Raw genomic sequence first — 20,921 nt, forward strand, 5'->3', positions numbered from 1 at the left:
AGGCAGGTGGGACGCTCCAGGCTTTCCGCTACCCGTGAGGCACCACGATGAAACCGACCCGAACCGACGCTCCGGACACCGACCCGTCCCGACGCGATTTCTTGCGTAGAAGCTGCGCCGCGCTCGGCGGCCTGGGCCTGTTGGGACTCGGAGGACCGTTCGTGGAAACGGCAAGCGCCGCCATCCCCGCCGTACCCGGGCTCATCGTCCGCGCGCGTCGCGAACTGATCCTCTTCCATGGCCAGTCCAATGCCGTGGGAACCGGGGGGCGACCGGCCCTCACGTTGCAGCAGATGTATGCCAACGTGACGTTCAACGGCGGCGTGCGGCCCGGCACCGATCACGTCGCGATGGCGAGCCTCGTACCGCTGGTGGAGTACGACGGCGGGCATGGCACGGGCGGCGAAGTGGGCACCAACGCCTGCGCGGACGGACTGGTGGAATACACGGCCAGCCTCGACGGCGTGCCGTACCCTTCCCAATACAGCCGCTACAGTGCGTTCACCAGCGCCGAAGGCGGACGACCCATCGGCTATTTCGCCAGCTTCCTCAACGACGACAACCTCGGCGGATACCAGGGATGGCTCGACAGCCGGACGCGCGTCGAGGCGATGCTCGCACTCATGCGGGCGGAGGGCGAGCGTGACGGTACCAGCATCGGCTGGCTGGCCACGACCTGGCAGCATGGCGAGGCGGACTCCACGGGCAACTCGGAAACCCGCGCCAGCTATAGGAGCAAACTCATCGCGCTGGAGCGCAGTCATTGGCTGAAACTCTGCCAGGTGAACCTGCCCGAGCAGACCTGGCGGCCGTTGTGGATCGTGGCGCAGGTGTGCAGCCACAACAGCTACGGCGCCACGAACTTCGCCTTCTGCAACCCCATCATCGCCCTGGCCCAGCGCGACGCATGTCTGGCGAGCCCCTACCTGCGCATGGTCAACCCGCAATACATCTTCGACTACGCCGACGAGTCGGCGCAGGGCCAGCCGATGCTGCACCTGACCAACGAGAGCCATCGCTGGCAAGGGCGTTACTTCGCCCGCGCGATCCACCAACTGATGCAGGATCGCACGCGCGGCCTGCCGCTGCGGAACCCCGCGTTGGACATGGTGGCGGCCATCCGCGTCGATGCGCGCACGATACGCGTGGTGTTCAACGTGCCCGTCGGCGCGCTGACGCTGGATACGACCTGGGTCTCGGCGACACGCAACTTCGGCTTCGACGTGCGCGATGCCGACGATGCGCTGGTTCCCGCCGGTCCCGCCGACGACAACCTCATCGCCGAGGTCGCCGCGGTCGCGCGCGACACGTTGCAACTGACGCTCAAGACGGTGCTGCCCGCCACCGCCAGCAAGATCACCCTGGGCTGGGGCGATGCCGCCGAGGTGGCGCCGGTCGCCGGACGCATCGGCGGCCCCCGCACGAACGTCCGCGACGGGGCGGGCGATACCGATCTCTACGTAGCGAGCGACGGCACCGTCCGGCCGATGCACAACTATGCGCTGGTGGGCGACGTTCCGATCGTGCGGCTCGGGCAGGCGGTAGCGGAAAGCCGATCCTGAACCGGGATGCCGCCAGATGCTACATCGTCAACACCACGCGATACCGCGCGTCGTTTCGCATCATCCTCGCGTAGCCCTCCGCTGCATCGGCCAACGGTACGGTCTCCACGAGTGCATGGATGTCCTGAAGCGCGCTGAAGGCCAGCGAATCCTCGCTTTCCGCGGTCGTCCCGGTGAGCGAGCCGTGGATCGAGACGTCGTTCTTCACCAGTGCGAACGGCGATACCTCGATCGTCTCCGCGGCCGCGCCGACCACCATGAGTTGCCCATGGGGTGCGAGGCCTCCGATCAACGCGGACATCGCCTTCGGAACGGGAACGGTCGACACGATCACGCTCGCGCCACCCATCGCCTGGAGCGCTTCCGCCACGTCGGCCGCCTCGGTGTCGATGTAATGGTGCGCGCCCAACCGAAGGGCGGCGGCTTCCTTGTCGGCACCCCGGGATACGGCGACGGTGCGAAAACCCATTTTCCTCGCGAACTGCACGCCCAGGTGGCCGAGGCCGCCGATACCATGGATGGCCACGGTATCGCCCGGCTTCGCCTTGGATTTCCTCAGCGCCTTGAACATGGTGATGCCCGCGCACAGCAGTGGCGCCGCCTCAACGGCATCCAGCGTATCGGGGATGGCCACGAGTCCCGTCGCGAGGGCAACCATCATGTCGGCGTAGCCCCCGTCGTGTTGGACGCCGGTGCATGCCTGTTCGGTGCAACGCGTGAAGTCGCCGTGCCTGCATGCGCCGCAACGCCCACACGGTCCGGCGAGGAACCCGACGCCCACGCGCTGGCCGACCGCCCACCCCGTCACGCCTTCGCCGAGTGCGTCGATCCTGCCCACCACTTCGTGCCCCGGCACGCGGGGATACTCGATGGGCATCACATCGCCGTCGACCGTCCACTTGTCGGTATGGCACACACCGCACGCTTCCACCCGAAGGCGAACCTCGCCTCGTGCCGGAGTCGGCACGTCACGCTCCACGAGTTCGAACACCCCCGGCCGGGTGACCTGCATCGCCCGATAACGTCGTTGCTGGGTCATGTCGGCTCCGGTCAGCGCAGGTCGATGCGCAAGGGCTGGCCCTTATCGAAACGGGTCAGGCGGTGGGCGACGCCGAACGTCGCGAAGACGTCGGCGAGCTGGTCCTGGCTTTCCCGCAGGTGTCCCCACCCTTCGTTGTGGACGGCAAGGAGCGTGGCGTGCGGAAAAGCGGCGGCCGCTTCGAGCGCGTCCTCGCTGCCCATGGTCATGTGGTAGCGACCGCGCGGCTCGGCGGCGCCGGTGTAGAGCACGACGACGCGCGGCGAGAAACGCCGCGCCACCTGCGCCGTTCCTTCGAACCACAGGGTGTCGCCGGTGATGTAGAGCAGGTCGCCGGGCTGATCCACGCCCAGGGCGAATCCCACGACGTCGCCGGCATCGACGCCGACCGGCCCGTGCCGTGCCGGCGTCGCGGTGACGAGGAGCGTCTTGCCGTCGCCGCGGCGAAGCGTGCGGGTTTCGAACGTATCGAGGCCGACGGCGTGGCCGCCGAGGCGCCCCGCGCCGGACACCGTCGTGTACGTCGCGCCGACCGAAGGCAGGAGGGCACGACCCGCGTTGTCGAGGTTGTCGAAATGATGGTCGTGGCTCAGCAGCACCGCATCGAGCCGCCCGACCTGCTCCACGGGAAACGCCGGGCCTTCCGTCTTGTGGTGCGTGACCGGGCTGTGCGGCCCCTGGTACGTGCCGGGGGGATCGAACGTGGGATCGGTCAGCAACCGAAAGCCGTCGTATTCGATGAGCACGGTCGGACCACCGACCAGGGTCAGCGAGATGTCGGAAGCAGGCATGGGCGAGTTCTCCTTGGATGTGGAAACCAAGGTAGGCCCGCCCGTACCTGCGAACAATTCGGTAATCTTTCGCAATGGCCGATCAAAATCGCGCAGCCCTCGATTGGGAAGACGTCCGGATGTTCGTGGCGCTCGCGCGCCACGGGAGCCTTTCCGGCGCGGCCCGCGCGCTGTCGGTCAATCATGGCACCGTGTCGCGCCATATCCTCTCGCTGGAGGCGTCCCTCGGCGAGAAGCTGGTCGAGCGCCGGCCCGACGGGTACGTGCTCACCTCGGCAGGTATCCGCGTGCTGGGCGCGGCGAGCGACATGGAAGCGGCGGCCGCCGTACTCGCGCGCGGCGGCGCGGACGATCTCCCGAAAGGGCTGGTACGCATCAACGCGCCGCCGAGCGTGTCGCTGGGCTTCCTGGTCGAACGACTGGCCGCGTTCTCGCTCCGGCATCCCGGGCTGGACATCGATGTCGCCACCGATTTCCGGACAGTGAGCCTCGGGCGCCGGGAAGCGGACATCGCGCTGCGCTATGCGCGTCCCGACGATGGCGAGGTGGTGGCCCGGTTGCTGGTGCCCGTCGGCTTCGGCTTCTATGCCACGACCGCGGTCAAGGCATGCGTGGAGGACGGCGGCGCGCCGGTCTTCGTCGGCTTCGACGAAGCTAACGCCCACCTGCCTGAGGCGGCGTGGCTGACCCGGCACTTTCCCCGGGCACGGATGGGATTTCGCGCGAACCACCACATCGCGCAGGCCATGGCGGCGCGCGAGGGCGCGGGCGTGGCGCTGCTGCCGCATTTCGTCGCCGCCGCCTTCGATGCGCTCGCGCCCGTCCGGCTCGATCCTCCACCGCCGGATCGCGAGCTCTGGCTGGTGACACGGCCGCAATATCGCAAGGAATCCGCGGTGGCGACGGTGGCCGATTACCTCGTGCAGCTGTTCGGTGACGAACGAGGGCGCTTCGAGACGTTCGTTCGGTAGCCTGGAGCGGTCCTGGCCATGTGGTGTTATCGCTCGCGCAGGCGCAAGGCGCTGGGTTCCTGCTTTCGCAGGAACGACGTGAGGTATTTTGCTCGCGACTTCGCTTCTTGCGGTTCGTCGTTCACTGCCTCCTGCCTGAATGCACTGCGGTAATTGCCCTGCATCACCAGCGACACCTCGCCCAGTCCGCCATCCTGCGCGGTACTCCAGGCGGCGATGGCGATGGTGTTGTCGCCGTTCGGATGGAGCCATGCCGGCGGTATCTCGAAATCGGTCTGCGGACCGACATCGCTCATGTAATGCCCCACCTGCCAGCCGTTGACGAAAACGAGGGCACGGTAGTGACGAGGCGCGGCGTCATGGATGCGAACGGCGATCGGCACGTCCTGTCCGGCAGGGATGGCGAGCTTGAAGTGCGTGCGGTACCACGCGACGCCGGGCTTCGTCGTGGCTTGCGGAAGCGTGGCGGACGCCCAGCGTCCGTCGGCGGCATCGGGAAGATGCCAGCCCATGCGTTCACCGTAGAGGCCGCCGACGTTGAACGGACCCCGCATCGTATCGGGCAGGTCTTCGCCGCCGAGGTTGCCCTGGATCTCCCAGCGGATAGCTGTGGCGCCACCGGCGAAGGCCGCCGAGATCAATCCGCGTGGTTCACGGAATGCGCCGCTCCGCTCTTCCTGGTTGTGTCCCGTGTTTTCGACGAGCACCGACACCACGTTGTCCTCGCCCGGCTTCAGCCACGACGGGTCGATGGGAAACTGCCGTGCGCCACTCGCGTTGCCGCCGAGGAAATGCCCGTTGATCCACGCCGTGTAGATGCCGTGGTTGCCCAGGTGCACGCCGGTGTTCGCAGAGAGGCGGATGGCCATTTCCTTGCCGCTGGCCTTGAAGTGGCCGCGATACCAGACGAGACCGTGATGGAAGCCGTAGTCGTCGGCGTCGAGGATCGGCAGGTCGCCGTGCCAGTAGGGGTTGGGGGTGGTGGTGCGGTCGGCCGTACGCCAGGCGCGATCGTCGAACGCGGCGGCGATTTCCGGCGCACCGTCGGCCACTCGCCACTGGGTGAGCTTCGGCAGCTCGACGGGCGCGGGACCATCCAGATGACCTTGCAGGCTGCCGCTTTCGGTCATGACGGTCGCCACCGGCGAACCGTTCCACGAGAGCTTGTGCACCGCCGTCGCGGCGAAGACCTCGAGATCGACCGCGTTTTCGGTGTCACCGGTCAACGCGAGCCCTTCGTTCGCTCGCGTCGCGGTACGGGTGAGGTAGGGGCCACGCACGAGCACGGGCCCGTCCTGCGTGTCCACCTGCCAGAAGCGGATCGCGGCCTCGTCGTCGCCGACGAGCAGCAACAGCGCGTCCTTGCCGTCGCCTATCGCGATTCGGGCGAGCCCGTCGTGGCGATAGTCGAGGCGAAGCGTGTGTGACGCCGCGTCCCAGTGCGTTTCGACATGGCCGTCGATCACGCGCACCTTCGGCTCGCTTCCATAGCGAAGCACGGTCTCGCCGTCTTCGCCATGCCGCCCATAGACGACGGCGACGTCGCGGTCGTCCAGGCGAACCCTCGTCAGCAGCTCCGAGGTGGTGTAAGCCAGGTCCTGCCCACCGAATCGATAGTCGGCGAGGAGCACCTTCGCATCGCGTCCGTCGACGTGAATGGCCGTGCCCGGCTTCTGCGGGATCGTGATTCGTCCGATGTTCAGATGGGTGGCGTCGTCGGACGTATCCAGCGCATCGGCATGCCGAAGGATGTAGAAACGCGTGCCGTCATCGGGGTTGACGCGCGCGTTCACCACGAGGCGGCGGTTGTCCGGCACCGACGAGGCCACGGCATCGGTGCGCGCCAGCGACGGCACGGCACGAATCATGTAGCCGATGAGCTTCTGCTGGTCGTACTTGCTGGTCAGCTGGCGGCTGGCCGCGATGGCCGAACCGTAGTCGTACGAGGTGTACACGCCCGGCGACGACAACCAGCCCCAGTTGATGCCGCCGTAGGTCATGTAGAAGTTCTGCATCGTCGAGCCGGTGGCGATGAGCGACTTGTAGAACACGCGCTCGAACGCGGGGCCGGTGAGCTTGCGGCAGGCCTCGTAGCCGGGACCGCCCCAGACGTCGAACGAGCCGCCCTGGAACTCCGGGAAGAAAAGGGGCCAACGGGAGGTCCGCTCGCGTTCGCCGCTGAAGTCGTAGACGCCGTTCCAGCGGTCGGGCTTCGTGCAATCGAACTCGAGCGGATACGAGTCGTAACCGGGGATGTCGGTGGCACCGAGCCCCTCGAGGAAGTTCTCGTTGTGGTTGCCCGTGAACGGCACGGCGATGCCGTCGGCGCGCGCCTTGTCCTCCACGTCCTGCATGTAGCGGCGACCGGCCGGGGAGTCGTCGTAGAACTCGTTTTCCACCTGGTAGAGCAGCACGCTACCGCGCCCGTCGGTGTACTGGTGGCGCGCGATGATGCGGTCGATCTGCGTCATCCACTCCTTGTACGCGGCCGTGTAGTCCGGCGCGGGGGAACGCGGCTTGCCCGAAGTCTCGATCAGCCAGTCGGGAAAACCGCCCGCGTCGGTTTCCGCATTGATGTACGGGCCCGGCCGCGCGATGACGTAGAGCCCCGCATCGCGCGCGGCATCGAGCAGGCGGTCCACGTCGCGGATGCCCGAGAAGTCGTATACGCCCCGCTTGGGCGAGTGATAACCCCAGTGGAAGTAGATCTCGACGGCGTTGAACCCCGCCGCTTTCATCTTCTGCAGCACGTCGGTCCAGGCATCCGGGCTGGGCAGGCGCCAATAGTGGAACGACCCCGAGAAGATGTACGTGGGCTTGCCGTCGACGATCATCGAGTGGCGGTCGTAGGCGATGGTGTGCGTCGCCGCCGTCGCGGCCGAAGCGATGGCCATGCCCAGCGCCAACGTAGCCACCCGGACCCCATGCCCGGCACCACGGCCGCGCATCCGATGAAAAGCGGACATCCCCTACCTCCGTCTGTCGCCACGGCGTGCGGCGAAACGGAGCAAGATTGGGTGATTTTGGGTATATAAGCAAATTTGGGGATATTGCGGCTAGCCCATAAGCCGAATGAGGACCATAATCGGCTCACCACATGAGCCGATTAGACTCTGGATTCGGCTCACCGATATGACGAACCGTCCCATCCAACCGTCCTGGATCTGGCAGCACCCGGACTGGCCCGGCTTTCGCTGGGAAGACCGGGCCGTGTCTCCGCTGCTTCGGCAGTGCCAGCAGGCGATGGGCCGTTTGGTGGGGATGGCGAGGTCGTCGGCCGACGACATCCAGCTCGAGGAGTCGTTGGACGCCCTTCTCGCCAATATCGTCACCTCGTCAGCGATCGAGGGCGAACAGCTCAACGCGGCGTCCGTGCGCTCGTCGCTGGCGCGACGCCTGGGGGTGGCCGACCACGACGCGCAGAAACCCGCGCCCCGTAGCGAAGGCCTTGCCGAATTGATGCTGGATGCGACCCGCCATCCTGACGAGCCCCTCGACATGGCGCGCCTCCTGCGCTGGCACGCATGGCTGTTTGCGGCGCACGACAGTCTGCTGCCCCAGCGCATCCGGGTCGGCAGCTTGCGGGGCGACGAGCCCATGCAGGTGGTATCCGGGCGGATCGATCGCCCCGTCGTGCATTTCGAGGCTCCGCCGCGGGAGGGGCTGGAGGCGCAGGTCGACGCCTTTCTCGCATGGTTCGCCCGCTCGCGAAGCGACACGACGCTCGATCCGCTCCTTCGGGCTGGCATCACGCATCTGTGGTTCGTCACGCTCCATCCGTTCAACGACGGCAACGGACGTCTCACGCGCGCGCTCACCGATCTCGCGCTGGCACAGGCCGAGCCGCAAGCGATCCGGTTCCACGCGATGTCCGCGAGCATCCTGGCCGATCGCTCGGGTTATTACCGCATCCTCGAACGGACACAGCGCAACGGCGTCGACGTGACGGCGTGGCTCGAGTGGTTCCTGCGCACGCTTCACGACAGCCTGTCGACCGCCTTGCGACATATCGAAAGCGTGATGGCGAAAGCCCGGTTCTGGCAGCGACATCGGGAAAAGGCCTTGTCGCCCGAACAGGTGAAGGTCTTGAACCGCCTTCTGGACGGCGATTTCGCGCATGGTATCAATGCGTCGCAGTACCAGGCCGTCGCCAAGGTATCCAAGGCCACGGCCACGCGACATCTTGCAGATATGCTGGACAAGGGTGTTATCGGCCGTCTTCCGGGCGGCGGACGCAGCACGCGCTATCGCGTGATGGGCCTCGGTACGCCGTCCGACGCGCCATAGGCACGGTCTACCGCCACGTCGGCTGATGAAGCGGTTTCCGAGGAGATACGATCCCTCCATGAACCCACCCGAACGCCCCATCGCCTTCGATCCGTTCCACACCCGCCTCCCCTTGTGGATGGTGCTGCTGGCCGGGTCGCCGATCGTGCTCTGCATGGCCATCATGGGCCTGCCCGAGCTGGCCTACGAACACGCGGCCGCCTACCGCACCCTGTTCGCGCTGACCTACCTGTTCTGGAGCGTGCCGGTCGCCGCGTTGCAGCGGGCTTTGTGGCGGCGCGTGCCCACATGGGTGCTGATCGTCGCGATGCTGGCGGCGACCTACGTATGCTCGGTGATCAACAACGTGCTCGCCCAGCTCATGGCGATGCACTGGGGACGGGCTCCCACCTTCACCTGGACGCGCAATCTCAGTGGGCTGGACGGCTGCTGGCTCGCCCTGATCGCCTTCTGCGCCATCCATGCCGTGGTGGCCCATGCCTACGAACTGCGCGCGGCGCGCGAACGCCTGCGCGAGGCGGAAGGCTTCGCCCGCGATGCCGAACTGCGTGCGCTGCGTTACCAGCTCAATCCGCATTTCCTCTTCAACACGCTCAACGCGATCTCCTCGCTGGTGACCGAACGGCGCAACGACGACGCCTCGCGCATGCTGTCCACGCTGGGCGATCTGCTGCGTGCCACCCTCGACGGCGGCCATGCGCATGAAGTGAGCGTGGCCGAGGAACTGGCCACCACCCAGCTCTATCTCGACATCGAGAAGGTTCGCCTGGGTGAACGCCTGCGCCTGGACGTGCGCGCAGGCCCCGACGTGCTGCGCGCCCGCGTACCCAGCCTGCTCATCCAGCCGCTGGCCGAAAACGCCATCCGGCATGGCATCGCCCGGCTTCGCGAACCCGGACGCCTCGATCTTCACGTCTCGCGCGAGGGCCACCACCTGCGCATCGCGTTGAGCAACGACGGCCCGCCACCCGAACCGCGCGCGGAAGGCCGGTCCATCGGGCTGGCCAACGTGCGCCAGCGCCTCTTCCGGCTTTACGGGGACGATCAGCGCGTGGACCTCGCCATCGGCGACGACGGCGGCTGCCGCGTCGACATCGTGCTGCCTTTCATGGCGGCCGATGCGCGAGAGCCCGCTTGATGCGCGTGCTGGTCGTCGACGACGAACCCTTGTCGCGGCGCGGCGTGTGCCTCCGGCTGGCACGTCACGACGACGTCGCCCACGTCCACGAATGCGGCGACGGCGAAAGCGCGCTCGCCCTGCTTCGCGACCATGCCTTCGACGTGGCCTTCCTCGACGTACGCATGCCGGGCATCAGCGGCTTCGACGTGCTCGACCGCCTGCCCCCGGAGAGGCGTCCCCTGGCCGTCATGCTCACCGCGTACGACCAGTACGCCCTGCGCGCCTTCGAGGCCGCCGCGCTGGATTACCTGTTGAAGCCCATCGACGACGCGCGCTTCGACGAAGCCCTGTCGCGGGTACGCTCGCGCCTTGGCCGGGTCCCGAACGGCGATGCGATGAACCGCTATGCCCGAAGCTTCACCGCCCGGCTCGGTCACCGCGATGTCGTGGTGCGGGCCGACGACGTGGAGTGGATCGAAGCCAGCGGCGATTACGTGGGACTGCACGTGGGCGACAAGACGCATCTCGTCCGGCAGACGATGCAGCAGATCGAACGCCGGCTCGACCCGAAGCGGTTCATCCGCATCCATCGTTCGACCATCGTGCGGATCGATCGTGTCGCCGAACTGGAGGCGCTTTCCAACCGGGATTGCCTGGTGCGGTTGAGCGACGGGGTGCTGGTGAGGGCGAGCCGGTCTTACGTGGGGGCGCTGCGAAGCAGCCTTGGTATCTGATCGCTCCCGGCTTGGCCTCAGGCGATGGCGAGCGAGCGACCGGGGGCGGAGACGGCCCCACCCGATAGACCCAGTCTGTACCCCATTCGCGGATTCGCGGCGACGCGTATCCTTGCCGCTGCCGCCGAACGCCACGAGCCGACGATGAACATCACCCTCGACGAGATCCAGAACTTCATCGCCGTGGTCGACACCGGTTCGATCACCAGCGCGGCGCAGCAGCTCGACCAGACCGTGTCGGCCGCCAGCCGCACGCTGGGCCGGCTCGAGCAGAAGCTCAAGACGACCCTGCTGCGCCGGACCACTCGCCGGTTGGAGCTGACCGAGGAAGGCGAGGCGTTTCTCGAAAAGGCGCGCGAGATCGTGGCGGCGGTGGAAAGCGCCGAGGAGCAGATGGCCACCCGGCAAGCGCGCCCCGCGGGACGCCTGCGCGTGGACGCCGCGTCGCCCTTCATGCTGCACGTGGTGGTGCCGCTCATCGCCGGTTACCGCGAACGCTATCCCGACGTGGAACTCGAGCTGCACAACAGCGAAGGCTACATCGACCTGCTCGAACGACGCACCGACGTGGCGCTGCGTATCGGCCGGCTGAAGGATTCCACCCTGCACGCCCGCCTCATCGGCACCAGCCGCGTGCGTTGCCTCGCCAGCCCCGCCTATCTCACGCGCCACGGCACGCCACGAAAGGTGGCCGACCTGGGCGGCCACTCCCTGCTCGGCTTCACCGAACCCGAATCGCTCAACGACTGGCCGCTGCCGGGGCCCGCCCGCCAGCCGCTGCACATCCGCCCCACCATCGGCGCCTCCAGCGGCGAAACGCTGCGCCAGCTCGCGCTGGAGGGCAACGGCATCGTCTGCCTTTCCGATTTCATGACGCGATCGGATCGCGAGACCGGCGCGCTGGTGGAGGTGCTGGCGAAGCAGAACGTGGAATACCGGCAGCCGATCCACGCGGTGTATTACCGCAACACGGCGATTTCGGCGCGGATCGCGTCGTTCGTGTCGTACCTGGCCGAGGCGATCGGGGAGGACGGGTTCAGCGGATGACGCGATAACCCACCACCTCGCCGTTCTCGCGACCCCATCACACCCCAGGCGGGTTCGAATCGATCACCTGCACCTTCGGCCCCGTCGTGGACGGCTCCAGGCTCTCGTCCGTGGCGAGCAACACCGAACCCGGCGAGAGCATCGGCACCAGCTTCTCCACGAACTCCCGCGGCACCGTCACCCGGTCCACCAGTGCCTGGTCCACCACCCTGCCCGCCTCGTCGCCGTGGCCGGGGATGCCGATGGTGATCCAGTTCGGCATGGGCAGGCCGGCGAGCTTCGGCGATTCGGCCGTGCCGCCCTGCGCCACGATGTAGGCATGCGTGCCCACCAGCGGATCCTTGACCTGCACGCGGCTTCGACCGATCTCCACGCCGTTGCGCAGCACGATCACGACGCTGTCCGGCACGCTGAGCACCATCGAGAGCGGACCGGCGGAGGACAGCTCGGGCTGCCAGCGGTACATCTGTCCGTCGGCGAGCGGGGCGATCTTCAGGTCGGCGCCGTTGCGCGTGTCGATGGGAATCACCGCCGTGGGATGCACCACGGTCACGGGTGCCGTGCCTTCCTTGGCCACCACCACCGTCATGCCCATGTTGGTGGCTTCGAAAAGCAGCCGGGCGAATTCCGTGGGCATGTGCACGCAACCGTGCGATTCGGGGTATCCGGGCAAGCCGCCCGCATGCAATGCCACGCCGTCCCAGGTGAGGCGCTGCTGGTAGGGCATGGGCGCGTTGTCGTAGGTCTTGGAGTGGTGGTCCTTGTCCTTCTGCAGGATCGTGAACACGCCCGTCGGCGTCTCGTGGCCTTTCTTGCCCGTGCTGACCGTGGTCACGCCGATGAGGATGCCGTTGCGGTAGGCATAGGCGCGTTGCTCGGTGAGGCTCACGATCACGGCCATGGGCGCGGGCGATGCGTCTCGGCCGCCCCAGATCCACTGGCCCGGTTTCAACTGCGACGGCGGCATGTCGGCGGGGCTCGACGTTCTGGCTCCCCAGAACGGCACGGCGGCCGGGGCGGTCGTGGAGACGGACAGCAGAAACGCCAGGACGGCCAACGTACGGACCATGGATTTTTCCCTTCGGGCGACCCGTCGAGGGTAGCGGAGAACGCGGGACCGGAGCATTGTCGAAAACACGCGCCGCCGTTCGACGCCCTGGTGAGTCCCCCGTGATGCGAGGCCAAGCCGATGTCGTTGAAACTCTATGCCCATCCGTTCTCGTCGTATTGCCAGAAGGCCCTCACGGCCCTCTACGAAAACGGCACGCCGTTCGAATGGAAGATGCTTTCGCCCGAACACCCGGACATCTACGCGGAGTTCGCCGAACTGTGGCCGCTGAGGCGGTTTCCCGTGCTGGTCGACGGCTCGCGCACGGTGACCGAGGCCAGCACCATCGTCGAATACCTCCAGCTCCATCACCCGGGACCGGCACCGATGCTGCCCGACGATCCACGGATCGCGCTGGAGGTGCGCGCCATGGACCGCTTCTTCGACAACTACGTCTCGACGCCCCAGCAGCGCATCGTCTTCGACGCGATGCGGCCCGCGCACCAGCGCGATTCGCGCGGCGTGGAAGAAGCGCGCGGCATGCTCGATACGGCCTACGCATGGCTCGACCGGCACATGGACGGACGCACCTGGGCGGCGGCCGACCGCTTCAGCCTTGCCGACTGCGGCGCGGGCCCGTTCCTGTTCTACGCCGACTGGACGCACGCCATCGACCCACGCTTCGAAAACGTGCACGCCTACCGTCGGCGGCTGCTCGCGCGTCCGTCGTTCGCGCGCGCCGTGGACGAGGCCCGGCCTTTCCGCCCATTGTTTCCCTTGGGCGCGCCCGATCGCGATTGATCGCTTGGGCAGTCCAACCTGGACAGAAAGTCTGCCCGGGCACGATGATCGCCCCATGGCCGATTTCCTCGCTCCCTTCCTGCCCGTGGCCGATGCCATCGCGGCCCTGCTGAAACCGCATGCCGAGGTCGTGATCCACGACCTCGGCGACGGCACCATCCGCCATATCGCCCACCGGCTGTCCCGCCGTTCGCCGGGGGACGATTCGCTGACCGACGTCGACGGCATCGAAACCCTCGATCGGCCGGTGATCGGGCCTTATCCGAAGACCAACCCCGACGGACGGTCGATGAAGTCGGTGACGGCGGTGCTGCGGGACGGGCGCGGGCGGGCGGCCGGACTGATGTGCATCAACCTCGACGTGAGCATGTTCGAGACGCTGCAGGCGTTATCGAGGGATTTCCTGCGCTTCGCCGATGCGACGCCACGGGCCGCGGCGCTGTTCCGGGAGGATTGGCGCGAGGAGGTCAACGACGTGGTCGGCGCGTTCCTGGGAGAGCGGGGCACGAGCCTTTCGGCCATGCAGGTCGACGAACGCGAGGCGCTGGTCCGCGAGCTGGACGCACGAGGCGTGTTCGACGTGCGGCACGCGGCGGGATATGTGGCGCGGGTGCTGGGGGTGTCGCGGGCGACGCTCTACAAGTCGCTGAAGAGCGTTCGCGGCGAACGAGCCTGAACGTTTCGCTTCGCGAGTTTCGCCGATACGATCGGCTCCCACCCCTTCGGTAGCCGGGCTGCGATCGATCTGGCCACCGGGAGCCGACCGTATCGGCGATCAGACCGCCTCGGTCTCGAACACGAAGTAAGCCACCTCCCGCCGCAGGATTTCCGCGCTTTCGCGCATCGCCCGGCTCGCGGCGGCCGCCTGCTCCACCAGCTCCGCGTTCTCGCGCGTGGTCTGGTCCATCCCCCGTACCGCCCCGTTCACCCGCGCGATGCCCTCGCTCTGTCCGCGCGTGGCTTCCATCACCGAACCCACGAGCCCGGCCAGCGCGGTCACCCGCTCGCCGATGCCGGTCAGCACCGAGCCCGCGCGATCCACCGAGGCCACGCCGGCCCGCACCGCGTCGTCGCCCTCGTCGATGAGCCCGCGGATATCGCGTGACGCGGCGGCGCAACGCTGCGCGAGCTCGCGCACCTCATGGGCCACCACCGCGAAACCGCGACCGTGCTCACCCGCCCTCGCGGCTTCCACCGCCGCGTTGAGCGCCAGCAGGTTGGTCTGGAAGGCCACCTGGTCGACGAGGTCGAGTACGTCGGTCATGCGCTCGCTGGTGCGCTGGATCTCGCGCATGTTCCCGATGGCGTCCATCGCCACGCGATGGCCTTCGTCGGTCATGGCGCGCGTTTCGGTCACCGCCGCGTGCGCCGCGTTGGCGTGGCCGAGGCCACCGGACACGGCGTGGGCGATGTCGTCCATCGAGGCGGAGGTGTGGCGCAGGTGCTGCGTCTGCGTGCGGGTGCGGTCGTTCAGCGCGTCGTTGCCGCGGGCGATGCCCGTGGCCGCATGCGCCACATGGTCGGCACGATGGCGTACCTGGGTCACGACGTTGCCGAGCTGCGCATCCATCTCGGCCAGCGACGTGAGCAGCGCGCCGATCTCGTCGCGGCGGCCTACCTCGATGCGCGCGCCGAGCGTGCCGCCCGCGATGGCCGCGGCCACGTCGATCGCCTGGCGCAGGCGGCGGCCCAGCGAGCGGATGATCGCGATATCCATGAGGCTGGCGATGACCAGCGCCAGCACCAGCAACACGGTGGAAACGACCGCGCCGCGCCGGACGTCGGCATGCTGCGCCTCGGCCTGGGCCTTGCCGCCATCGAGCGCCAGCGCGAACAGGTTGGAGAAATCGCTCTTGAGCGGTCCGACGGCCGATTGCACGTCGTTGGAGAGCTGCAATTGCGCCAGGTCGAACTGCTCGGCCTTGAGCAGGGCGAGCACGTCGTCGATCGCTTTGTCGGCCGCCTTGCGGTGTTCGGCGGCCAAGGCGACGAGCTTCTTCTGCGATTGGCCCAATCCGCTGGCTTCGAGCGACGTCCACTGCTTGTCGATGTCGTGCCGGTCGCTTCCGATCGCCGTCGCCGCGTCGTCCACGGCCGAAGGCAGGCGCATCAGCGTGGCGTGCACGAGGGCGTCGAGCAGGTCGTTGTAGTCGTTCTGGATATGGCCGACATCGGCCACGGGCGCCAGCGTGTCGCCCACCACCGACTGCAGGCGTCCGTTGGCGGTGCGCAGTTGCACGCCGCCCACGATCCACAGGATGAGCAGGAGAACGATCGTGCCGGCCAGGCGGGCGAGAAGCCGGGCCCGCAAAGTCATGAGGGGGAGACGGGGTCGGGGGAATCGCATGGCGCGCTCGCGAGGAGGAACGGGGGATGCCTCGCTGTCGGCCACGAATTCGGCAACTTTAGGCCGCTATCGCGTAAAATATTTTTTATTATCAATGACTTCAAGATGTCATGAAGTCATGCTCGCGGGTCAGGCGTCCGCCAGGTCGGCCACCGCGAGGTTCCAGCGGTCGAAGGTGAAACGGCCGTCGCGCAACGCCAGCGGCGTGTAGCCGCAGTTGCCATGGCGATAGTCGACGGCATCGCCGCCGCCGAGCGCGGACAGCGTGGCGCTGAGGCACTGGCCATGGGTGAGCACGGCGATGCGGCGATGGGGCAAGGCGCGGGCATCGTCGAGCGCCGGCAACATGCGGGCGGCCACCTCGTGCAGGGTTTCGCCACCCTCGGCGGCAGCCGCCGGGTCGGTGGCGCGCAACACCTGCGCCCAACGTGGATCCTCGGCCGTGGCCTCGGCCACGAAACGGCCTTCGAGCGTGCCGAACGATCGCTCGACGAGGCGTTCGTCGGTGCTGATCGAGCAGCCTGCCCGCTCCGCCGCGATCTGCGCCGTGCGCAGGGCGCGCGGCAGGGTGGACGACACGATGTGCGTCACGCCCAGCCCGGCGAGCGTGTGGCCCAACGATCGGGCCTGCGCGATGCCCGCTTCGGTGAGCGGGCTGTCGGCCCTGCCCTGCGCGCGTCCGGCGACGTTCCACTCGGTTTCGCCGTGGCGGGCGAGGATCAGGTGTTCGAGCATGCGGATTCCAACGCGGAGGAAGCGCTCATTGTACTCAGCGCAACTGGCTGTCCTTGCTGCCGCGACGGTTGTAGCCCGCGAACGTGGCTTCCTCGCGATCGGCCGCCTCCTGGCAAGCCACGCACAGGCGTACCCCCGGCACGGCCTTGCGTCGGGCCTCGGGGATCGGGGCGCCGCATTCCTCGCAGTGTTCGAGGCTGGGGCCTTTCGCCATGCGGCTTCGCGCGCGCTTGACGGCGTCGTCGACGGTAGCGTCGATCTGGTCCTGTACGGCGGTGTCGCCCGCCCATCCGGTGGCCATGGTCGTGTCTCCCGGGTTGCTGCTCAGGGAGCTTATATGGGGGTATGTCGCGAAAACGAAACGTCCCGCCGCGGGCCGGCGTCTGCCCCCTGATGCGGCTTTGCGCTACTGCGGATGTTCCCGCACGTAGTCGACGAAGGCCTTGAGCACCGTCGGCGGCTGTCGACGGCCGGGGTAATACACAAACATGCCCGGGTGATACGGGCACCAGTCTTCCAGCAGGCCCACGAGCCGTCCGGCGGCGAGATCGTCTTCTATCAGCTTCTCGAAGACGAAGGCGAAACCCAGGCCATCGAGCGCGGCCTGGGAGCAGAGCGTCATGTCGCGCAGGATCAGCGGCCCGTCCACTTCCGTTTCCAGCGCGATGCCGCCGCGTTCGAATTCCCAGTGGTACATCGCGCCGCTGGGAAACCGCTGGCGGATGCAGGGCAGCCCTTGCAGATCGTGTGGCGTACGCGGCACCCGATGGCGCGCCAGGCACCCTGGCGAGACGACCACCAAAGAGCGCATGCGCGGCACCAGGGGCACCGCGATCATGTCCCCGGCGATGCGCTCACCGAAACGCACGCCGAGGTCGAGACCTTCGGCGACCACGTCGACGAGGGCGTCGTCGGTCACCACCTCGATCTCCACCTCCGGGTATCTGGCGAGGAAGCCGGCGACCACCGGCAGCAAGGCCACCCGGGCGGCGACCAGGCCGATGCCGATGCGCAGCTTGCCCACGACACGCCCCTGCGAGGCATTGAGGTCGTCGAGCGCGTCGTCGATGTCCCGGAACGCGGGCTCGATACGCGACACCAGCCGCTCGCCCGCTTCCGTGAGCGACACGCTGCGCGTGGTTCGGTTGAGTAGGCGGACGCCGAGACGCCCTTCGATGCCGCGGATCGTGTGGCTGAGCGCGGACGGGGACACGCCCAGTTCCGTTGCTGCGCGCGAAAAGCTGAGGTGTCTGGCCACGGCCAGGAAGGTCACGAGGTCCGCCGGACGGATTCCTTTCATTACTGAATTCTCCTCATGAACCCATGCAGTTTTCCTGGGATTATCACAGGAAAGCCCGGGCGGGACACTTATTCCACACCACCCACCTGGAGAGAACATCATGCGTACCTGGTTCATCACCGGCGCCGGCCGGGGCTTCGGTTCCCTCATCGTCGAGGCCGCCCTCGAGCGCGGCGACAACGTGGTCGCCACCACCCGCGACCCTTCCGCCCTCATCGAACGCTACGCCGATCAGCCCCGCCTGCTCGCCCTGCCGCTGGACGTGACCGACGAACGCCAGGCCCACGAGGCCGCCGCGCAGGCGGTGAGTCGCTTCGGCCGCATCGACGTGCTGGTGAACAACGCCGGCTATGGGCTGCTGGCCGGCGTCGAGGAAGCCTCCGACGAGGAAATCCAGCGCGTCTATCGCACCAACGTCTTCGGCCTGCTGGCGGTGACCCGTGCGGTGCTTCCGCACATGCGTCGGCAGCGCGCGGGGCACGTCATCAACATCTCGTCGATCGGCGGCTACCAGTCCTACGCCGGCTGGGGTGTGTATGCCTCCACCAAATTCGCGCTGGAAGGACTGAGCGAGGCGTTGGCGATGGAATTGAAGCCGCTGGGCGTGAACGTGACGATCGTCGAGCCGGGCTATTTCCGCACCGACTTCCTCGACGAACGCTCGCTGCATCGCACGGCGACCCCGATCGCCGATTACGAGGAAACCGTGGGCGAAATCCGTCGCTTCGCCACCGAGATCAACCATGCACAGCCAGGCGATCCGTCGAAGCTCGCCGGCGCACTGACGAAACTGGTCGACGCGCCGGTACCGCCGCTGCGCCTGCCGCTGGGTAGCGACACGGTGGCGGCGATCGAAGCAAAGCATCGTTTCGTGGAGGAAGAGCTCGCGCAGTGGCGTGAGGTGGCGGTTTCGACGGATTTTTCGGCCGCCTGATTCGCTCCCGTCGCGGATGCGACCGGCTCCCACCCTTCGATAGACAGTGGCTACCGAAGGGTGGGAGCCGATCGTATCGGCGAACCCTGCGGAGCGTCAGGCCCGGGGCTCGTCGTAAAGGCCGAACTCCGTGATGCCCGGCTGCTTTCCTTTCAGCACCAACCTCACCCGCTTCGCCGTGGTTCGCGCGATCTCGTGGAACTGGTAGGCATCGGCGGGCGTACCACCGGACGCGATCGCCACCCATGCGCCATTGCGCTCCACCTCGACGCTGTACGACGCGATGCGGCTGTCCGTGCCGTAATCCTCCGCGCCACGCGGCTCCACGATCGACAGCGTGTTGAACGACACCGGCGCGTCGAAGCGCACCTCGATCCACGCATCGGTCTTGCCCTTGTCCGCCAGCCAGTACGAGCGGAAATTCTCGTCGAAAGCCAGGTCGGGCCCCACCGCCTCGTCGCTCGCGCTCGCCCAGGCGGGCTTGCCCGCGGCGAGGTTGGGCGTGGTGATGGTAACGCTTCGTCCGATGCGCGCCACCGGACCGTCGTTCTTCCACAGCGCACCGATGTCCGCCAGCCGCTTCACCGCGTTGTCGTCGAAACGGCCGTCGCTGTTCGGCGCCACGTTGAGGATGAGGTTGCAATGGTTGGCGTTGAACGGCACCAGCCACTCGTCGACGATGGTCTTCGCCGAGGCCAGTTCCGAGGTGGGATACGCCTTCTTCCAGAACCAGTCGCGTTGCAACGTGGTACCCGACTGCGAGGGCACCGGGCTGTTCGGCGGGATCTTCTGCCCGGCGTGCTGTTCGTACTGCTTGATGTCGGTGTAGTAGAGCGCGGTGCCCGGATAGCTGCCCGCGTTGTGGTCGGTGAGCAGGCAGTCGGGTTGCAGCGACTTCACAAGGTCATAGATCTCGCGATACGGCAGCTGTTCGTACGAGATGCGCGACCACGAGGCGTTCCACCCGTCGAGGATCAGCGCGGTGATGGGACCGTAGTTCGTCAGCAGTTCGGTGATCTGCGCCTTGATGAGCGCGATCTTTTCCGGGGTGACGATGCGCGCGCGGATATCCTGGCGCAGGTCGAGGATGGAGAAATACAGGCAGGGCTTCAGGCCCGCCGCGCGGAACGAATCGACGTAGCGGCGCACCACGTCGTGCGGATACGACGATTGCATCACGTTGGCGCTGCCGGTCTTCGTCGGCCACAGGCAGAAGCCGTCGTGGTGCTTGGTGGTGAGGCAGGCGTAACCCATGTTCGCGGACTTCGCGGCACGGGCCCACTGGTCCGTATCCAGGTGCTTCGGGTTGAACAGCTTCGGCGACAGCAAGGGGTCGCCCCACTCGCGCTCTTCGAACGTCGCCATGTTCAGGTGGATGAACATGCCGAAACGCAGGTCGAGGAAGGCCTGCTGGAGGTCGCGCAGGCGCGCGGGGTCGACCACCACGCCCCTGGCCGTCTTCGGGGCTTGGGCGAAGGCCTGTTTCGTCGGCCACAGGCTGGCCATGGTGGCCGTGAGGGCCAGTGACTTGGCGAAATCGCGTCGGTTCAAGAAGGGTCTCCCGGGAATGCCTCGGGCAGACCTTCACCTATGAACACAGTGTGTGTCAACGAACACACACCGCATCGCTGCATCGCTGCATCACCGCTTCGTCGGTTTCGCCGATACGGTCGGCGATCAACGGGCCGCCTCCTTCAGCCTGGCGATATCGATCTTCTTCATCCGCATCAATGCCTCCATGGCCTTCGGGCTCTTCGCCAGCTCGTCGATCTCCACCGGGCAGATCTGCCACGACAACCCGTACTTGTCCTTCAGCCATCCGCACGCCTGCGCGTTCGGGTCGCCGCCTTCGGACAGGCGGTTCCAGTAATGGTCGATCTCCGCCTGGTCCTTGCACTTCACCACCAGGGAGATCGCCTCGGTGAACTTGAAGACCGGGCCGCCGTTGAGCGCGGAGACCGGCTCGCCGTCGAGTTCGAAATCGACCGTCATGACCGAGCCCTCGGGACGACCGGAGGGGCCCGAGGCTTCCTTGGAATAGCGGGTGACCTGCCTGATGCGGGAATTCGGGAAAATCCCCGTGTAGAAGGTCGCCGCCTCCTCGGCCTGGCTGTCGAACCACAGGAACGGGGTGATGCGCCTGAAACCGGTCATGCCGTCTCTCCCTAAGCGGGCCACGGGACGTGGCCCTTCCTACCCACGTCG

At 67.2% G+C, this 20,921-nt stretch carries 19 protein-coding genes; 9 read left to right on the forward strand and 10 right to left on the reverse strand.

Annotation, left to right across the window (positions count from 1 at the left end; genetic code table 11):
- The first annotated feature begins 47 nt into the window (after nucleotides 1-47).
- Nucleotides 48-1,562, forward strand: a complete 1,515-nt coding sequence (locus L2Y94_RS20385) for a twin-arginine translocation signal domain-containing protein (RefSeq protein WP_247371665.1) — start codon at nucleotides 48-50, stop codon at nucleotides 1,560-1,562.
- A gap of 19 nt (nucleotides 1,563-1,581) precedes the next feature.
- Here the strand turns inward: L2Y94_RS20385 and L2Y94_RS20390 are convergent, their stop codons facing one another.
- Both L2Y94_RS20390 and L2Y94_RS20395 read right to left on the reverse strand, forming a co-directional pair.
- Nucleotides 1,582-2,601, reverse strand: a complete 1,020-nt coding sequence (locus L2Y94_RS20390; RefSeq protein WP_247371667.1) for an alcohol dehydrogenase catalytic domain-containing protein — start codon at nucleotides 2,599-2,601, stop codon at nucleotides 1,582-1,584.
- An 11-nt stretch (nucleotides 2,602-2,612) separates the two neighbouring features.
- Complete coding sequence (locus tag L2Y94_RS20395; RefSeq protein WP_247371670.1) at nucleotides 2,613-3,392, reverse strand: MBL fold metallo-hydrolase; 780 nt, start codon at nucleotides 3,390-3,392, stop codon at nucleotides 2,613-2,615.
- Nucleotides 3,393-3,466: 74 nt separating this feature from the next.
- Between L2Y94_RS20395 and L2Y94_RS20400 the strand changes: the two genes are divergently transcribed.
- Complete coding sequence (locus L2Y94_RS20400; RefSeq protein WP_247371672.1) at nucleotides 3,467-4,363, forward strand: LysR family transcriptional regulator; 897 nt, start codon at nucleotides 3,467-3,469, stop codon at nucleotides 4,361-4,363.
- A 26-nt stretch (nucleotides 4,364-4,389) separates the two neighbouring features.
- Here the strand turns inward: L2Y94_RS20400 and L2Y94_RS20405 are convergent, their stop codons facing one another.
- Nucleotides 4,390-7,329 carry a glycoside hydrolase family 35 protein gene (locus L2Y94_RS20405; protein WP_247371674.1) on the reverse strand — a complete coding sequence of 980 codons (2,940 nt, stop codon included), beginning with the start codon at nucleotides 7,327-7,329 and terminating at the stop codon, nucleotides 4,390-4,392.
- 166 nt (nucleotides 7,330-7,495) lie between these two features.
- Between L2Y94_RS20405 and L2Y94_RS20410 the strand changes: the two genes are divergently transcribed.
- From L2Y94_RS20410 to L2Y94_RS20425, 4 genes are all read left to right on the forward strand, one after another.
- Nucleotides 7,496-8,650: a Fic family protein gene (locus L2Y94_RS20410; protein ID WP_247371677.1), complete on the forward strand. Its 1,155-nt coding sequence runs from the start codon at nucleotides 7,496-7,498 to the stop codon at nucleotides 8,648-8,650.
- A 58-nt stretch (nucleotides 8,651-8,708) separates the two neighbouring features.
- Nucleotides 8,709-9,788 (forward strand): sensor histidine kinase, encoded by a 1,080-nt coding sequence (locus tag L2Y94_RS20415; protein ID WP_247371680.1) that lies wholly within the window; start codon nucleotides 8,709-8,711, stop codon nucleotides 9,786-9,788.
- Entirely contained in the window at nucleotides 9,788-10,504 is a 717-nt protein-coding gene (locus tag L2Y94_RS20420) for a LytR/AlgR family response regulator transcription factor (protein WP_247371682.1), read from the forward strand. The genes L2Y94_RS20415 and L2Y94_RS20420 overlap by 1 nt, the downstream gene beginning before the upstream one ends.
- A 144-nt stretch (nucleotides 10,505-10,648) precedes the next feature.
- The gene (locus L2Y94_RS20425; protein ID WP_247371685.1) at nucleotides 10,649-11,551 is read left to right on the forward strand and encodes a LysR family transcriptional regulator; all 903 of its coding nucleotides are present in this window, start codon (nucleotides 10,649-10,651) and stop codon (nucleotides 11,549-11,551) included.
- A 37-nt stretch (nucleotides 11,552-11,588) separates the two neighbouring features.
- Here the strand turns inward: L2Y94_RS20425 and L2Y94_RS20430 are convergent, their stop codons facing one another.
- Nucleotides 11,589-12,620 (reverse strand): L,D-transpeptidase, encoded by a 1,032-nt coding sequence (locus tag L2Y94_RS20430; protein ID WP_247371688.1) that lies wholly within the window; start codon nucleotides 12,618-12,620, stop codon nucleotides 11,589-11,591.
- 120 nt (nucleotides 12,621-12,740) lie between these two features.
- Between L2Y94_RS20430 and L2Y94_RS20435 the strand changes: the two genes are divergently transcribed.
- Nucleotides 12,741-13,400, forward strand: coding sequence for a glutathione S-transferase family protein (locus tag L2Y94_RS20435; protein ID WP_247371691.1), 660 nt, complete (start codon nucleotides 12,741-12,743; stop codon nucleotides 13,398-13,400).
- Between the two features lie 55 nt (nucleotides 13,401-13,455).
- Nucleotides 13,456-14,076 carry a helix-turn-helix transcriptional regulator gene (locus L2Y94_RS20440; protein WP_247371693.1) on the forward strand — a complete coding sequence of 207 codons (621 nt, stop codon included), beginning with the start codon at nucleotides 13,456-13,458 and terminating at the stop codon, nucleotides 14,074-14,076.
- A 99-nt stretch (nucleotides 14,077-14,175) separates the two neighbouring features.
- Here L2Y94_RS20440 and L2Y94_RS20445 read toward each other — a convergent pair whose 3' ends face one another.
- The 4 genes from L2Y94_RS20445 to L2Y94_RS20460 form a co-directional block, all read right to left on the reverse strand.
- Entirely contained in the window at nucleotides 14,176-15,717 is a 1,542-nt protein-coding gene (locus L2Y94_RS20445; RefSeq protein WP_247371695.1) for a methyl-accepting chemotaxis protein, read from the reverse strand.
- 159 nt (nucleotides 15,718-15,876) lie between these two features.
- Nucleotides 15,877-16,482, reverse strand: coding sequence for a histidine phosphatase family protein (locus L2Y94_RS20450; protein ID WP_247371698.1), 606 nt, complete (start codon nucleotides 16,480-16,482; stop codon nucleotides 15,877-15,879).
- A 34-nt stretch (nucleotides 16,483-16,516) separates the two neighbouring features.
- Nucleotides 16,517-16,783: a DksA/TraR family C4-type zinc finger protein gene (locus L2Y94_RS20455; protein WP_247371700.1), complete on the reverse strand. Its 267-nt coding sequence runs from the start codon at nucleotides 16,781-16,783 to the stop codon at nucleotides 16,517-16,519.
- Between the two features lie 105 nt (nucleotides 16,784-16,888).
- Nucleotides 16,889-17,782, reverse strand: a complete 894-nt coding sequence (locus tag L2Y94_RS20460; protein WP_247371703.1) for a LysR family transcriptional regulator — start codon at nucleotides 17,780-17,782, stop codon at nucleotides 16,889-16,891.
- 100 nt (nucleotides 17,783-17,882) lie between these two features.
- On the opposite strand from L2Y94_RS20460, the gene L2Y94_RS20465 reads away from it, so the two are divergent.
- The gene (locus tag L2Y94_RS20465) at nucleotides 17,883-18,716 is read left to right on the forward strand and encodes an oxidoreductase (RefSeq protein ID WP_247371704.1); all 834 of its coding nucleotides are present in this window, start codon (nucleotides 17,883-17,885) and stop codon (nucleotides 18,714-18,716) included.
- 96 nt (nucleotides 18,717-18,812) lie between these two features.
- Here the strand turns inward: L2Y94_RS20465 and L2Y94_RS20470 are convergent, their stop codons facing one another.
- Together L2Y94_RS20470 and L2Y94_RS20475 are read right to left on the reverse strand one after the other, a co-directional pair.
- Entirely contained in the window at nucleotides 18,813-20,267 is a 1,455-nt protein-coding gene (locus tag L2Y94_RS20470) for an alpha-L-fucosidase (protein WP_247371706.1), read from the reverse strand.
- Nucleotides 20,268-20,393: 126 nt separating this feature from the next.
- Complete coding sequence (locus L2Y94_RS20475; protein ID WP_247371709.1) at nucleotides 20,394-20,870, reverse strand: VOC family protein; 477 nt, start codon at nucleotides 20,868-20,870, stop codon at nucleotides 20,394-20,396.
- Nucleotides 20,871-20,921 lie beyond the last annotated feature (51 nt).

Origin of the sequence: Luteibacter aegosomatis (genome assembly GCF_023078455.1) — a bacterium.
Classification (GTDB): Bacteria; Pseudomonadota; Gammaproteobacteria; order Xanthomonadales; family Rhodanobacteraceae; genus Luteibacter; species Luteibacter aegosomatis.

Excerpts from the sequence above, each read along its gene's own strand:
- L2Y94_RS20385 (WP_247371665.1), top strand. The coding sequence starts at position 48 with ATGAAACCGACCCGAACCGACGCTCCGGACACCGACCCGTCCCGACGC.
- L2Y94_RS20390 (WP_247371667.1), bottom strand. The coding sequence starts at position 2,601 with ATGACCCAGCAACGACGTTATCGGGCGATGCAGGTCACCCGGCCGGGG.
- L2Y94_RS20395 (WP_247371670.1), bottom strand. The coding sequence starts at position 3,392 with ATGCCTGCTTCCGACATCTCGCTGACCCTGGTCGGTGGTCCGACCGTG.
- L2Y94_RS20400 (WP_247371672.1), top strand. The coding sequence starts at position 3,467 with ATGGCCGATCAAAATCGCGCAGCCCTCGATTGGGAAGACGTCCGGATG.
- L2Y94_RS20405 (WP_247371674.1), bottom strand. The coding sequence starts at position 7,329 with ATGTCCGCTTTTCATCGGATGCGCGGCCGTGGTGCCGGGCATGGGGTC.
- L2Y94_RS20410 (WP_247371677.1), top strand. The coding sequence starts at position 7,496 with ATGACGAACCGTCCCATCCAACCGTCCTGGATCTGGCAGCACCCGGAC.
- L2Y94_RS20415 (WP_247371680.1), top strand. The coding sequence starts at position 8,709 with ATGAACCCACCCGAACGCCCCATCGCCTTCGATCCGTTCCACACCCGC.
- L2Y94_RS20420 (WP_247371682.1), top strand. The coding sequence starts at position 9,788 with ATGCGCGTGCTGGTCGTCGACGACGAACCCTTGTCGCGGCGCGGCGTG.
- L2Y94_RS20425 (WP_247371685.1), top strand. The coding sequence starts at position 10,649 with ATGAACATCACCCTCGACGAGATCCAGAACTTCATCGCCGTGGTCGAC.
- L2Y94_RS20430 (WP_247371688.1), bottom strand. The coding sequence starts at position 12,620 with ATGGTCCGTACGTTGGCCGTCCTGGCGTTTCTGCTGTCCGTCTCCACG.
- L2Y94_RS20435 (WP_247371691.1), top strand. The coding sequence starts at position 12,741 with ATGTCGTTGAAACTCTATGCCCATCCGTTCTCGTCGTATTGCCAGAAG.
- L2Y94_RS20440 (WP_247371693.1), top strand. The coding sequence starts at position 13,456 with ATGGCCGATTTCCTCGCTCCCTTCCTGCCCGTGGCCGATGCCATCGCG.
- L2Y94_RS20445 (WP_247371695.1), bottom strand. The coding sequence starts at position 15,717 with ATGACTTTGCGGGCCCGGCTTCTCGCCCGCCTGGCCGGCACGATCGTT.
- L2Y94_RS20450 (WP_247371698.1), bottom strand. The coding sequence starts at position 16,482 with ATGCTCGAACACCTGATCCTCGCCCGCCACGGCGAAACCGAGTGGAAC.
- L2Y94_RS20455 (WP_247371700.1), bottom strand. The coding sequence starts at position 16,783 with ATGGCCACCGGATGGGCGGGCGACACCGCCGTACAGGACCAGATCGAC.
- L2Y94_RS20460 (WP_247371703.1), bottom strand. The coding sequence starts at position 17,782 with ATGAAAGGAATCCGTCCGGCGGACCTCGTGACCTTCCTGGCCGTGGCC.
- L2Y94_RS20465 (WP_247371704.1), top strand. The coding sequence starts at position 17,883 with ATGCGTACCTGGTTCATCACCGGCGCCGGCCGGGGCTTCGGTTCCCTC.
- L2Y94_RS20475 (WP_247371709.1), bottom strand. The coding sequence starts at position 20,870 with ATGACCGGTTTCAGGCGCATCACCCCGTTCCTGTGGTTCGACAGCCAG.